Genomic DNA, 14,544 nt, shown 5'->3' with positions numbered 1-14,544 from the left:
GAAGCTCTATTACTTGTTAGTATAACCAGTTTTGGAAAAAAGATGAAAAGGGACACTCTAATTTTTAGAGTGTCCCTTAATCATTTATTCACTAGGTTTTTCCGATGCAGATACTTTCCAAACAGCCGTAACCTTTCCGTTTTCCTCTTCATCCAAAATAAATGAACCATTGGAATAACGGTCACTGTAGTGAATATCGATTGTATTAAGTTCCTCGAGATGTCCTTTTTCCGTTTGGATAAAAATCACATCTTGCTCATTGGCAATATCAAATCCTGCAATGCGGTGTGGATTTGATTTAAGTTCCCTTAAAATGACTACACCGCGTTTGGCACGAGTAGCTTTTTCAAATTCTTTCATTTTCATTCTCTTTACAGCTCCACGCTGTGTAGCGATAACGATCGTTTCGTTACTGTCTGGATGAATGATTTTTCCACCAATCACGAAATCATCTTCTTTTAAATTAATCCCTTTCACACCTGCAGCACGAGCACCTACAATACTAATTTCTTCTTCATGAAACCATAAGGCATATCCTAAGTGGGTAATCAAGAATAATTCATTTGTTCCATCGGTTAAATGAACATCAATTACTTGATCATCATCCTTTAGATTGATACCAACAAGTGGTTTAGAATATCGTTGTGCTTTATACTGTTTTAGCTCCGTTTTCTTGGCCATGCCATTTTTCGTGATAAAGACAAGGAATAGGTCAGCCTCAAAGTCTTTGACTGGAATCGCCTGGATGATTTCTTCATCACGGTCAATTGGAATGATATTAGCCACATGTTGTCCAAGGTCTTTCCAGCGAATATCTGGCAGCTCATGAACAGGACAGAATAAGTAGTTTCCTTTATTTGTGAAGAGAAGCAGGACATCCTTCGTATTCATTTCGAGTTGCGCTAATAAACGGTCTGAATCCTTCATTGCTAAATCCTGACCATTGGAAGCTGCATAGGAACGAGTACTTGTCCGTTTTACGTATCCATGTTTCGTAATCGTTACAATAACATCTTCACTTGGGACAGTAACCTCAAGATTGATTTTTAATTCTTCAATTTCTGCCTCAATCTTCGAACGCCGTTCATCTGCAAAGCGTTTTTTTACGTCCTTTAATTCTTTTTTAATAACGGAGAAAAGAGTTTTCTCACTTGCTAAAATGCTTGTAAGCTCTTCGATCTTCTTCGCTAACTCTTCTGCTTCCTGTCTTAGGGCAGTGATATCGGTGTTTGTTAAACGATATAGCTGTAAGGAAACAATTGCTTCTGATTGCGGCTCTGTAAAGTCAAACTTTGCAATCAAATTGTCCTTCGCGTCGCGTTTGTCCTTAGATGCACGAATGGTAGCAATTACTTCATCAAGGATCGATAAAGCTTTCATCAGACCTTCAACAATATGTTGTCGTTCTCTGGCTTTATTCAGATCGTATTGAGATCTTCTTGTGACCACTTCTTTTTGGTGCTCAATATAAGCATCCAATAATTCTCTAAGACCCATTAATTTCGGACGTTTCTTATGAATAGCAACCATATTAAAATTATAGGTTACTTGAAGATCACTATTTTTATATAAATAGTTCAAGACACCTGCTGAATCGGCATCTTTTTTCAGTTCAATAACTATTCTGAGGCCGGTCCGATCTGTTTCATCACGAATTTCAGAGATTCCTTCCACTTTACGATCAAGACGGAACTCATCCATTTTTTTGACGAGATTGGCTTTATTCACTTCATAGGGAATTTCCGTAATAACGATTTGCTGCTTACCGCCGCGAACCTCTTCAATGTCGGCTTTGCTGCGAACGATAATTTTTCCTTTACCAGTTTCATAGGCTTTTTTAATTCCATCAATGCCTTGAATGATACCGCCCGTAGGGAAATCTGGTCCTTTGATAATCGTCATGAGTTCCTCTACGGAACAATCAGGATGGTCCATTCTCTTAATTACTCCGTCAATGACTTCACCAAGGTGATGCGGAGGAATATCTGTTGCATACCCAGCAGAGATTCCTGTTGATCCATTGACAAGAAGGTTTGGGAACATCGCTGGCAAAACTGTTGGTTCTTTGGAAGTATCATCAAAGTTAGGAATAAATTCAACCGTATCTTTTTCGATATCACGCATTAATTCTGCGGCAATCGCGGATAGCCTTGCTTCTGTATAACGCATCGCAGCAGGCGGGTCACCATCGACGCTTCCGTTGTTACCATGCATTTGCACAAGAACATTTCGAACCTTCCAGTCCTGACTCATCCGTACCATGGCCTCGTAAACAGAGGAATCACCATGTGGATGGTAGTTACCAATAACGTTACCGACAGTTTTTGCAGATTTACGAAAACCTTTATCGTGAGTATTTCCTTCAAAATGCATTGCATAAAGAATTCTCCGCTGCACCGGTTTTAGACCGTCACGTGCATCTGGAAGGGCTCGTTCTTGAATAATATATTTACTATATCGACCAAAACGATCACCAATGACATCTTCTAGAGGCAAGTCTCGGAATTTTTCAGTTGCACTCATCCTTCAGAACCCTCCTCGGCGACCGTAATATTTTCATTTTCTAAGATGGTGTCATCTTCTTCTAACCCAAATGCGACATTCGTCTCAATCCACTTACGGCGCGGCTCAACTTTATCGCCCATAAGAGTGGTAACGCGGCGTTCTGCTCTAGCCGCATCATCGATTTTTACCCGAATCAACGTCCTTGTTTCAGGATCCATCGTTGTTTCCCATAGTTGATCGGCGTTCATTTCGCCAAGTCCTTTATAGCGCTGGATAATATAGCCTCTGCCTACTTTCTTGATGGCTCCTTGAAGTTCATCATCATTCCAAGCATATTCGATAATTTCTTTCTTGCCCGTTCCCTTGCTTACTTTATAAAGCGGAGGTAAGGCAATAAACACTTTCCCTGCTTCTAACAACGGCTTCATATAGCGATAAAAGAAAGTAAGCAGTAGAACTTGAATATGTGCCCCATCTGTATCGGCATCGGTCATAATGACAATTTTATCGTAATTGATATCTTCGACACTAAAATCGGAACCGACTCCGCCGCCGATGGCATGGATAATCGTATTGATTTCTTCATTCTTAAAAATATCAGCGAGCTTGGCTTTTTCCGTATTAATGACCTTACCTCTGAGTGGAAGAACTGCTTGAAAACGTCGGTCACGTCCCTGTTTCGCTGAGCCTCCCGCAGAATCACCTTCAACCAGGTAGATTTCGTTTCTTTGCGGATTACGTGATTGTGCAGGTGTTAGTTTACCAGATAAGACAGCATCCGAACGCTTGCGTTTTTTTCCGCTGCGTGCGTCCTCACGTGCTTTTCTGGCTGCCTCTCTTGCTTGATAGGCTTTGATTGATTTTTTGATAAGAAGGGAGCTAATATCAGGATTCTCTTCTAGAAAATAGGAGAGGTGTTCAGAAACAACTGAATCGACGGCTGATCTAGCTTCACTTGTTCCTAATTTCCCTTTTGTTTGTCCTTCAAACTGGAGCAATTCTTCCGGGATTCGAACGGAGATAATTGCCGATAATCCTTCACGGATATCTGCGCCATCAAGGTTTTTGTCTTTGTCTTTTAAGAATGATACCTTACGAGCATAATCATTGAATACTCTTGTCATCGCAGTTTTTGCCCCGGCTTCATGGGTACCGCCATCTCTTGTGCGGACATTATTGACAAAGGAGAGGACATTTTCAGAATAGCCATCATTAAATTGAAACGCAAAGTCCACTTCAATTCCATGCTGGGATCCTTCCAAACTGACAACTGGATGGAGGACATCCTTTTCTTCGTTTAAATAGGCAACGAATGCTTCAATCCCATTTTCATAATGGAAGATTTCATGGAAATCATTTCGGTCATCTATAATTTCGATTTTCAAACCTTTTAACAAGAAGGCTGACTCCCTTAACCTTTCACATAACGTTTCGAAATTAAAAGTGGTCGTTGAAAAAATAGTTGGATCTGGCTTGAAATGAATCGTTGTACCCGTTTGATTGGTTTTGCCGATTTTTTCGAGGGTTGTTATCGGTTTTCCCCCATTTTCAAAACGCTGTTCATATACGAAACCGTCCCGTTTAATGGTGACAGTTAGCCATTCTGATAAGGCATTAACAACAGATGCCCCTACACCGTGCAAACCGCCGCTTGTTTTATAACCGCCTTGGCCAAATTTACCGCCGGCATGAAGCACTGTTAATATAACCTCTGGTGTTGGTTTCCCCATTTTGTGCATACCAGTAGGCATTCCGCGTCCACGGTCATTTACACTAATAGAATTATCTTTGTGTATTTTTACAATGATTTGATCACCGAATCCACCAAGAGCTTCATCGACAGAATTGTCGACAATCTCATAAACAAGATGATGGAGACCGCGTGAATCAGTGCTGCCAATGTACATTCCTGGACGTTTCCTAACCGCCTCAAGACCTTCAAGTACCTGTATGGCATCATCATTATAATCAAAAACTTGCTGATTTCTTGCCACTAAAATACCCCTTTCATTCCCTACAAAAAGAAGTATCCTTCTAATTGCTCATGAACTAATTGATTAGTCATTCTTTATATAATCTTTTATAAAATTAAAAAATAGAACCAATGTTTGCCGCTTCTTATTTTAACATAAATCTTGCGGCGTCTATGCTATATTGTAGCGATTTATTTCGATTTAGCAAATACGTAATTTTAAACAACATATTTTTGTAATAATATAATCATCGGTTTGAAGCGAGTTAAAAATAAAAAAACTGCTAAATATTAGCAGTTTTAGGGTTCGATTTTTAAGCTTTAGATATCGCATGTTCGACTTTAATGCAACGATTCATTATAACCGTATATCCCTTGTTTTTTAAGAATTCATAGGCTTCTTCGTTTTCAAGGCCAAGCTGTGCCCAGTAGATATCTGCATCAATCTCATCAAACTCCTTAGCTACATCGAACAATTGTTCTGACCTGCGGAAAACATTAACAATGTCCACATGTCCTTCGATATCTTTGAGAGATGCAACAGCCTTTACTCCTAATGCAGAATCAATTGTGGGATTTACCGGGATAATTTCATAGCCAGCTTTTTGCATCGCTTCAGACACTTGGTAAGAAGTTCGTTCAGGATTATTACTCAAACCAACTACCGCAATTCTTTTTGCCTTTTTTAAAATATTACCAATTTCATTGCGACTTGGATTTTCAATAGTCATCATATTCACTCCTAGGGTCTTTTTCTTTATTTTACCTATTTTTTCAAAAAAACATAATAAACAGCTTAAAGGGTCTCAATCTTTACTTCTTAGTTGTAAAGAGTTACACCGTTCCTTCCACGGTCTTTTGAAATAGACAGTGCATGATTCGCCTCCAAAATTAACTCCTCTTTCGCTTTCCCTTTAGAAAACACGGAGATTCCAAAGCTGCAAGTGATTTGATCGATATTCTCAAAGTGAAATTCCTCAATAATTGAACGGATGGATTCTGCTAATTCCTGTGCCCCATTTCCGTCGGTACCAGGAGTGAGTAATATGAATTCTTCTCCACCCCAACGGACAAAAATATCTGATTCGCGAATCCGTTGTTGAACGATGATGGAAATAGTAGAGAGTACTTTATCACCTGCATCATACCCGAACTGTTCATTCACCTGTTTAAAGAAATCAATATCCATGATAATCATCGATAAGGCCTGGTTTAATCGTTCTGCTCGCCTCATTTCCACTTCTAAGATCGCATTCATTTCCAATTGGTTTATACTGTATGTTAAAGAATCCATTAGGAATAATTGTCTGTTCCCACTCTTCTCATTATCTAAATGAGTGATATCCATACAGACACATAAGTATTGGTTTGAACCCGGTATGGACTCATACTGTAAATTAAAGTAACTCTCTTCACGACTGCTGTTGATCCAGTGCATATTTACAGAGTTTTTCCCCGTTTCGATGATTTCTTCAAACCATCTACTTTTGTCGATTGGATAAAAATAATTGGCATCATCTACAAAAAAACTAGAGAGGTATTTCAATATAGATTGCTGTGTCTGGGCCTTACTAATTCGAGTAAAATTAATAAAAGCTTGATTGAATTCGATAATCTCCTCGTTGTCAATCACAAAGATTAGGTGATTTTGAAAGTTCATTAAAGCTCTCGTTAACTTCTTTTGTTTGGATATTTCTTTTTCATGCTGTTTCACATCTTTGTATTGGTAAGTTAAGTATGGGTGATTATTAGCCGCCACTTTTGAAGCACCTCTTTCTATCATTCAGGATAATATGATAAAACCGACCATTGATTACGAAACTTGGGCCGGTTTAGTATGTATTTCTATGATTTTATCTAAATTATATTGACTCCATGCAAGGCTTTCAATGAATTAACAAATGGTTTGAAAATTCTCCTTATTTTCGTAATAAATTTGACTCTATTTGTTCTTACTTTTGACCTTAATCAAAAAAGCAAGAACATGTGAAAGGATTAATAGTGTTTTTTCTTAATTCCATGGTAAAATAGAAGGACTGGATCTTTTTGTAGAAGGAGAATTTGTTAATGATTCAAATTATTTTAGTAGTTATTCTGGCATATTTACTTGGTTCGATCCCCTCTGGTTTAATTATCGGAAAGGTTTTTTATAAAACAGATATTCGTGAACATGGGAGTGGAAATTTAGGAGGAACCAATACCTTTCGTACCCTCGGTGTGAAAGCTGGATTAGTCGTTACACTTGCTGACATCCTGAAAGGGACCTTAGCTGCCGCTTTGCCGCATCTCTTCCAAGTTGATATAAACCCATTATTGGCAGGTATTTTTGCAGTCGTCGGACACACCTATCCAATCTTCGCCGGGTTTCGTGGCGGAAAAGCGGTTGCTACCTCTGGTGGTGTCGTATTGTTTTATGCACCTTATATGTTTATTACTGTATTAATTTTCTTTTTTATTAGTTTATACCTATCAAAATATGTTTCCTTATCATCGATGGTTGCAGGGGTTACAGCCGTGATGTTTGCCATTGTTTCAGGGGTAGTTGGTGAATGGGACATCCCTCTTCTCATCGTCGTCCTGTTCCTTGCGTCGTTTGTCATTTATCGTCACCGAGCAAATATTAAACGAATTATGAATAAGACCGAGCCCAAGATTAAATGGCTATAGCAAAAAAGAACCGGGATTTTTCGGTTCTTTTTTATATGTTAAAAACTCCTAATTAAGCAAAGAATAGTTTTAAAATTATACAAGAATATACTATAGTATAATTATCAGATAAAAGATAAGGAGTAATTATGAAAAGGCATGCCCTACCTTCAGTTATAATTATTTTTGTTTGTATTGCTTTAGCATCATTCCTTTTTATTCAACAATGGCAAAACACGACCGAGGATGAACAAAAGGTTTTACCGGCAAAAAATCTTCAAACCCGTTCTTCATTGCTGGTCAATCGAGAAATGACAGAAAAAATAACCATTGGAGCTATTGGAGATATTCTTATTCACGATAATGTATATCAAGATGCCTTTAATGGAGCTACATATGAATTTGACCCGATGTTTGAGAACGTAAAAACTCTATTAAAAAAACCAGACGTATTAACTGCCAATCAAGAAAGCACGATAGGCGGAAAAACATTAGGGCTTGCTGGTTATCCACGGTTTAATAGTCCTTACGAGTTGGCAGATGCTCTTGTACACACAGGAGTAGATATTGTATCTACTGCCAATAATCATACCTTAGATAAAGGTGAAAAAGGGATTAAGTCAGAGGCTGACTATTTAGAAAGTATTGGTTTACCTCACGTTGGAAGCTTCCTTGATGAAAAGGACCGCCAAAAGTTGCGGATTTTAAATAAAAATGGGATAAAGATTGCTTTTCTCTCCTATACATACGGAACGAACGGAATCCCGGTTCCAAACGGAAAGGATTTTCTCGTCAATCTTATAAATCGTGAAACGATGCGTGATGAGATTCATCGCGCCAAAAAGGAAGCCGATGTCATTGTTATGAGTATCCATTGGGGAGATGAGTACCACCGAATGCCTAACAAAGAACAAAAGGATTTGGCCAGATTTCTCGCAAATGAAGGTGTCGATATTATTTTTGGATCCCATCCGCATGTTCTTCAACCCATGGAATGGATCAAAACAAAGGATGGAAGAAAAGCGTTTGTTGTCTATTCATTAGGAAATTTTATCTCATCACAACGTAATGATTATAAGGATATTGGTGGTTTAGCTACGATTGGCATTACAAAACATATATCAGGTAATGGAAACTCGATTGAGTTATCGAACCCGTATTTTTATCCCACCTATGTCGCTAGTAAAAGAAATCATAATTTCCGTGTAATCCCTTTAGAAAATGCAGGTTCATTTGGTCTTCGTAATGCCAAAGGAAAGTACACGGAAATTCAAGATCACATGATGAAGTGGCTCCGTTAAAACGGAGCCTTTTTATTCTCAGATGAATGACAGGAGAAGATCGGATGGAATGGATAAAGCGGAAAGGGCTCTGGATTTCCGGGTATTTTTTACTCATGATGTTTCTATTTACGAGAGGATTTTACAATCCTTTTTTTGTGTTATTAATTGGTTTATTTTTAATCATTGTTTTTTTAAAAGAAGAGAATCGCCTTTTTGGTTGGATGATTATTTCATTTTTTCTCGGAAATCTCTTGCTTGGATACATGGATCATTTTATTGAGAGTTTTCATTTATCTCCTTTTTTGCTTATCATGATGAGTCAATTATTATTGTTGATTCCTATTTTAATGATTAGCTTTGTGGTTAAGCAGTTTAACCAAGAAATAACGCCTTACTTTCACCGGCCGATTTTCACTGAAGAAATTCAACTTCCTTTTAAAATTGTTTTTTCCTTTAAGAGATTTGTTCTTATATTTGCACTAATGGCTGTTCTATTTTTAGGTATCACACTACAATTTCAAAAAGATGGCCTGCATTGGCTTCCGTTTCTATTGATTTTGTTATTCGCATTGGTAAATGCGATTCTTGATGAAATATTATGGCGTGGAATCCTTCTCCCGAAACTGATCAGACATACCTCGCAACCAATTGGGATAGTCATTACGAGCATCGCTTTCGGTATCAACACCACCATGTTTGGTTTTTCAGTAATAATATATATGATTTATATTTTTCTAGGATTCATGTTAGCTTTTTTAACGGTCAAATCACGAAGTGTTCTTCCTGCGATGATTGCACATACATACGTCACAACCATCTTGCTACTAAACGGGGTAATGTCCATCCCTGTATATTTTGGTTCATAGCAAAAAGCACACTTAAAGATGATTACTCTTCAAGTGTGCCCTGATTCTTTTTCCAAATATGTTCTAACAATCCTTCTTTATGTAAAATGTCTCGTTGGCGCTCACCAAGTAAATCAAAATGAGAATAACCATCCTTACGAACATGAATCCATTCTTTTTTTAATCCATGTTTTTGTCCCCATGCTGCTAATTGCTCAAGATTGTTACAACCAACCTTGGTTACCGTATTGCATCCTGGAAAGCGGTCATCTAACCAATAATGGGTTAAAAAAGCTAATTCTCCATTATCAATTTTTCTCTTCCACTCGATGACTTCCTGCCGTTTGATTCCAAAAGCCATCTAAGTCACCCCATTCCTAAAAGACTTATGCCCTCACATGTGTTATAAATTGTTTATTTTTTCTTAATATCTTCATATTTTAAGAACCACTCTGGGAAGGCTTTTTTGAAGGAAGTCGGTCTAAAGTTATCTTTCTTAACAATAATGTGTGTGGTCTTCCCCTCCACACATATCTCGTCATCACCATTTACAACCTTATAACCATATACCGTTTTGATGCCGTCATTTAATTCAACCCAAGTTTTTACAAAACCTCGATCACCATACCGTAACGGTTTTTTATAGGTCGCTTGGACATCATATACTGGGGCAAAATAACCTGACTCCTCCATTGCGAGATAACTATAGCCTAGGTCCTCAATAAACCCAGTTCTGCCAAGTTCAAAGAATTTAAGATAATTAGCGTGGTAAATGACTCCCATCATATCCGTGTCCGCATAATAGAGTTGAATTTCTCGAGTTGAAATAAAATAGTTTTCCATGGGCCCTCACCCTTTCTTCGATTGGTCATTACATTTTATTGATCGCCTTTATTACATCTTCAACCTCAAGCAGGAGTGACTTTTCAAAAAGATCTTCCCCATCTTCCACTTCCATTAACCTTGAGGCCTGTGCTTGAATCATTTCATCCACCATATTAGTAGCAAAACGCCCATTTCCTTTAAAGGATTCTTGATCCATTTTACTCAATAACAGCCCTTTAGCCTCACTTGATAACTGGTATTGATAACTTTCTGCATATACAGTCATAATTTCAAGCAGTTCTTCAGAAGAATAGTCTGGAAATAAGAAGAACTTTTTAAACCTTGAGCGAAGCCCTGGATTACTTTCTAATAGCAGGTCCATTTCATGTGGATAACCCGCCAGGACTACCACTAAGTTTTCATTGTGCTTTGTCATTTCATCAACTAGTGTATCGATGACTTCTTTACCAAAATCTCCTGAGGTCGAACTGAAAAGTGAATAGGCTTCATCAATAAATAGGACTCCCCCAAGAGCTTCTTTAATCTTTTTTTTCGTTTTTCCGGCAGTTTGTCCTACATATCCTGCCACAAAGTCTGCTCTGCTTGCGACAATTAGATGACCTCGTTTTAACATACCGCAGTCCTTTAAAAGCTCTGCATAAATCTTAGCTACGGTTGTTTTTCCTGTTCCAGGATTGCCGGTGAAAACCGCATGTAATTGAATAGGCACTGGAGAAAGCCCTTTTTCCGACCGGTATTGCTGCATCTTAACAAAGGAAATCAATGACCTCATTTCCATCTTTAATTCGTCTAAACCAATAAGCCGGTCTAATTTTTCATAAGGGGATTCTTCAACTTCTTCTTTTGCGATTAGAAAATCTTCTTGATTCAATAACATAAATTCAAGGATATTATCGTCAGAGACTTCCTTATTAGAGCCCTTTTTGAAAATCGCATCGATGACGATATTGCGGACTGTTCGTGCATTTCCAAAGGTATCATCCACCCGCTCACGCTCTAGTCGATGATTAATTTCAATTTTCGCTTCGTCGCTAAGGAAATAATCATTATCTGCTGAAACTTTTTCAGCTATTTTTATTAACTCTTCATTTGAATAATTAGGTAAATGAATGAGGTTTGACTGTGGAAAGCGACTGCGTAACCCTGGATTTGCATCCAAAAAGGTGCGCATTTCTTCGGGATAGCCAGCCAAAATAACTGCAAATCTCCCGCCAAACTCACTTCCAGTCATCAGGGAAACTAACGTATCAATGGCAGCTTGACCATAATCATTTCCTGTTTGACCCTCGCGCTTCAAACTGTATGCTTCATCAATAAATAACACACCACCAATGGAGCGTTCCACAACGGTGCGGACATTTTCTTCGGTTTGTCCAACGAAGGAACCCACAAGCTGGGAGCGGTCGGTCTCGATCACTTCCTCTCGAGGCAGGACTCCTAACTCATGATAAATTTTTGCTAATAAGCGGGCAAGTGTGGTTTTCCCTGTTCCCGGATTTCCTGTTAAAATCATATTTAGACTCAAATCGTCCTGCATTTGAAATCCTAAATCTTTCCGCTTTTTTTGATACTTGAGAAAGCGGTAAAAGTCATTTACCCGATTCTTGACAAACTCCATTCCAACCATATCATTTAGTTGATCTAATGCATTGATTTGATCGGTGACAGATTGTATGTTTTCTTCGTAAAATTGCTTTTGCCAAGTTTCTTTGATTTCATCTAAATTGGATAAATGCAATTTTAAATCATCATAATAGGTGGAGGTATGGAAAACACCTGTAATTGATTGGTCATACTCCTCTACGGCCTTTAATAGCTTGCCTGTTTCATCAATTGCAGCAGAGTATAATTCAAACATCTGATTATACCGTTGATACACTTCCTTCGTACTCAAGGTTGCAGAGAATTCTCTTTTTGCGGCTAAATCTGTTTGTATTTTGTCTGCATTATTTAAAAAATTTTGACATACTTCTATGTACTGTTCGGCTGTTTTCTTTTTTGCCGTCCGGTTATCTGTTTCTCGCATTGCAGGAAATGTAAGAGGCAAGAGTATATCGGCTAATTTTTTCCAATCCTTTTGTAACATATATTCTCTAGCCGCTTGATTATTTGGATTTAAATTAAGTGCTCTTTCCATCCAAATTGCAGCCATTTTATCCTGTTCATTTCGGCCAATCCGCGAGAGAGCGGCAATTGTTAACAGTTTTGATAAGGTGACAGGATTGGATTCATCTGTCAACGCAGAAATTAATGCACTTTCATTAGAAATCGAACCATTTTGATTTAGTTCCATTTCCCATCGTTTGAGTTTTTCCTCATTATTATTAATGTGCTGGTTTACAATTTGTCTCAAAATCATCACTTCTTCTTCAAAATTTCCTTTCTATCTTACCATAACAATCACTCCATACCTAAACAAAAGACCTGTCCACAATGAACAGGTCTGCCCTCGATTTCAGCTTTGTTGGTTGTGTGCTTCATCTTTAATTTCTGACCGGAAGGAGTCAATGCTTTCCCGACGGCGTTCGTTTTTCGCCTCAATTTCTTGGCGTTGTGTCTCGCTGTCGGTAAGTGCTAATGATTCTTCCGCTGCTTCAATATTATTTTCAGTATTCTGAATCATTGCTTGCAGCTTTTCAACGTTATCACTGCGGTCATCTGGATTCGGTTTGTTATTATAGGCCATTGTATTTCCTCCTAGGGTGTAATTGGTACAGATATAGTTTGTTTCGGACTGAAAAAAATAAACAAGAATTTTTTAAAAACAAAAAAGACTTGCTGGTTTTACCAGTCAAGTCTTAAATTCATTGTTATTCACCTTTTGTTTGTATTACTTGGGCGTGTTCGCCTGAAGTATCATTCATTTTCTTTCCTTTATTCCCGCTAAAGCCACGTGGTTGTGTTCCCACGTGATCTGGTTGAAAACGTTTCGTTTGATATTTTTTACCCATGTCATGATCCCTCCTTATTTACATTTTGTCCTAGTGGGAGGAAAACATGATTGGTAAACTTTTTTAGTTATTCTGCTTTACCGAGACGTTTTTCTTCTAAGCGCTGTTCAATCTTTTCCATCGCAGCGCGATCTTTTAATAGTTGTGTTTTATTTTCAGATACTAGCTCAGCAAATGAGCGTTTTCTTGGTTTTCTCATCGGTATCACCGTCCTTAGTTCCTATTCTAACAGTTATTATGCCCGGAAACGGTTGCAATTATTACAACTTTTTGAAAATTTTAAAGAAAAGCCTTTCACACTAAAAAAGACATTGGAATCATCGAGGGCACTGAAAAACCTTCGGTTTCTCGAAAATTTCTAAATCACGACAAAAAAAGACGGCTTAAAAATTCTTAAATATGAATTTTAAGTCGTCTTTTTTATTCATTAAGACTATATTTTACTCTTACCTTTGATCTATTAGTTTCAATATTCTTTTTAAATTCACGGTGAATATTGCCATGGCACCTTGCAATTGCATACCAACTAGACCCGAGGATTTTGCAACATTATACACGTGTCTGTGTTTTAATTCGCTATTTTTTGCTTCTATTTTATATCGTTCTTTCGATTTTTCCTTAAAATAGTCGCTTCCTTGGAATTGTTCCTGTTCTGTATGTATATTTGATTTAATAGTCACAGAATAAGTTTTACTTTTAGCTCCTTCTTTATAACAGCCATCCTTAAATGGGCAATTTTTACACTTTTCTACATCAAAATAATATGTGTCAACTTGATTAGCTGCGATACCTTTTTTACCTTGACGTGCTTTCCTTATAGCCATATGACCAGCTTTACAAACATACATTCCAGCATCTTTATTGAACTCAAATTCGTCTTCTTTTTTACGAAAACCTTGAGTTACCGAAGGGTTTAATTTGGCTACTAAATTTATATTATTTTCTTTTGTAAATTCGATATTACTTTTTTCGGAATACGCTGCATCACCAATAACAGTCTCAACTTTCAGACCAGCCTTAATGCTTTTTTCAATCAGGGATTCTAATTGCTTTCCGTCATTTTTTTCCCCTGTCGTAACTGTTGCGGCGGTAATAATTCTTTCTTCACTCATCGCAATGTGAGTTTTATATCCAAAAAAGGATGTATCAGCTGTTTTATGACCTACTTTTGCATCCATATCATCAGAGCTTTGTAAATGTTCGATATCGTCGGTAACTGTTTCTTTTAAAAGGTTTAACTGTTCCTTTACTTTTGGATACTCGATAAGAGTTTCTTCCTTTTCAATCACGTCAATAAGTTCCTGGCAATAAGCGATTTCATCTTCTAAAACATCAGTTGTATTTTTGACAGGAAACTTATTTTTCATAGATTCATCTATCTGATAAATAGCTTTTCTCAGCTTCTTAGAACGGTCCATCAGTATTTCTCTTGGTGTCATTTGATTGTAGCGAGCTTTTGTATGGGTGGCATCTACAATAATGGATTTACTTTTGAT

The 14,544-nt window shown here is 37.6% G+C and carries 14 protein-coding genes; 3 read left to right on the top strand and 11 right to left on the bottom strand.

Translation table 11 applies throughout. The features are described from left to right. Positions 1–84: 84 nt before the first annotated feature. The 4 genes from parC to COJ96_RS01435 all read right to left on the bottom strand — a co-directional run bounded on the left by parC (position 85) and on the right by COJ96_RS01435 (position 6,236). Positions 85–2,523, bottom strand: a complete 2,439-nt coding sequence (gene parC, locus COJ96_RS01450) for a DNA topoisomerase IV subunit A (protein ID WP_098571228.1) — start codon at positions 2,521–2,523, stop codon at positions 85–87. After that, positions 2,520–4,499 (bottom strand): DNA topoisomerase IV subunit B, encoded by a 1,980-nt coding sequence (parE, locus tag COJ96_RS01445; RefSeq protein WP_098571227.1) that lies wholly within the window; start codon positions 4,497–4,499, stop codon positions 2,520–2,522. The genes parC and parE overlap by 4 nt, the downstream gene beginning before the upstream one ends. A gap of 292 nt (positions 4,500–4,791) precedes the next feature. Continuing rightward, entirely contained in the window at positions 4,792–5,208 is a 417-nt protein-coding gene (locus tag COJ96_RS01440; protein WP_098571226.1) for a CoA-binding protein, read from the bottom strand. A gap of 89 nt (positions 5,209–5,297) precedes the next feature. Next, positions 5,298–6,236: a GGDEF domain-containing protein gene (locus COJ96_RS01435; RefSeq protein WP_180229941.1), complete on the bottom strand. Its 939-nt coding sequence runs from the start codon at positions 6,234–6,236 to the stop codon at positions 5,298–5,300. A gap of 308 nt (positions 6,237–6,544) precedes the next feature. Here COJ96_RS01435 and plsY point away from each other — a divergent pair, with 308 nt between their 5' ends. The 3 genes from plsY (at position 6,545) to COJ96_RS01420 (ending at position 9,272) form a co-directional block, all read left to right on the top strand. Further along, complete coding sequence (plsY, locus tag COJ96_RS01430; protein ID WP_098571224.1) at positions 6,545–7,144, top strand: glycerol-3-phosphate 1-O-acyltransferase PlsY; 600 nt, start codon at positions 6,545–6,547, stop codon at positions 7,142–7,144. 128 nt (positions 7,145–7,272) lie between these two features. Further along, positions 7,273–8,424 carry a CapA family protein gene (locus COJ96_RS01425; RefSeq protein ID WP_098571223.1) on the top strand — a complete coding sequence of 384 codons (1,152 nt, stop codon included), beginning with the start codon at positions 7,273–7,275 and terminating at the stop codon, positions 8,422–8,424. A gap of 44 nt (positions 8,425–8,468) precedes the next feature. Then, positions 8,469–9,272: a CPBP family intramembrane glutamic endopeptidase gene (locus COJ96_RS01420; protein ID WP_180229940.1), complete on the top strand. Its 804-nt coding sequence runs from the start codon at positions 8,469–8,471 to the stop codon at positions 9,270–9,272. Between the two features lie 22 nt (positions 9,273–9,294). Here COJ96_RS01420 and COJ96_RS01415 read toward each other — a convergent pair whose 3' ends face one another. The 7 genes from COJ96_RS01415 to COJ96_RS01385 form a co-directional block, all read right to left on the bottom strand. Then, entirely contained in the window at positions 9,295–9,612 is a 318-nt protein-coding gene (locus COJ96_RS01415; RefSeq protein WP_098571221.1) for a hypothetical protein, read from the bottom strand. A 53-nt stretch (positions 9,613–9,665) separates the two neighbouring features. Continuing rightward, positions 9,666–10,094 (bottom strand): acyl-CoA thioesterase, encoded by a 429-nt coding sequence (locus COJ96_RS01410; RefSeq protein ID WP_098571220.1) that lies wholly within the window; start codon positions 10,092–10,094, stop codon positions 9,666–9,668. 28 nt (positions 10,095–10,122) lie between these two features. After that, positions 10,123–12,456 (bottom strand): AAA family ATPase, encoded by a 2,334-nt coding sequence (locus COJ96_RS01405; protein WP_098571219.1) that lies wholly within the window; start codon positions 12,454–12,456, stop codon positions 10,123–10,125. Between the two features lie 96 nt (positions 12,457–12,552). Further along, the gene (gene tlp / locus COJ96_RS01400) at positions 12,553–12,783 is read right to left on the bottom strand and encodes a small acid-soluble spore protein Tlp (protein ID WP_098571218.1); all 231 of its coding nucleotides are present in this window, start codon (positions 12,781–12,783) and stop codon (positions 12,553–12,555) included. A gap of 124 nt (positions 12,784–12,907) precedes the next feature. Continuing rightward, positions 12,908–13,048 (bottom strand): acid-soluble spore protein N, encoded by a 141-nt coding sequence (locus tag COJ96_RS01395; RefSeq protein ID WP_026567323.1) that lies wholly within the window; start codon positions 13,046–13,048, stop codon positions 12,908–12,910. Between the two features lie 67 nt (positions 13,049–13,115). Next, the gene (locus COJ96_RS01390; protein WP_026567322.1) at positions 13,116–13,247 is read right to left on the bottom strand and encodes an FbpB family small basic protein; all 132 of its coding nucleotides are present in this window, start codon (positions 13,245–13,247) and stop codon (positions 13,116–13,118) included. A 247-nt stretch (positions 13,248–13,494) separates the two neighbouring features. Then, positions 13,495–14,544 (bottom strand): transposase (locus tag COJ96_RS01385; RefSeq protein ID WP_098571217.1); only part of this gene is annotated, 1,050 nt, incomplete at its 5' end.

The sequence above is a fragment of the Bacillus sp. AFS073361 genome (genome assembly GCF_002567005.1).
Lineage (GTDB): Bacteria > Bacillota > Bacilli > Bacillales > Cytobacillaceae > Neobacillus.
This window is presented reverse-complemented; position numbering and strand designations above follow the sequence as displayed.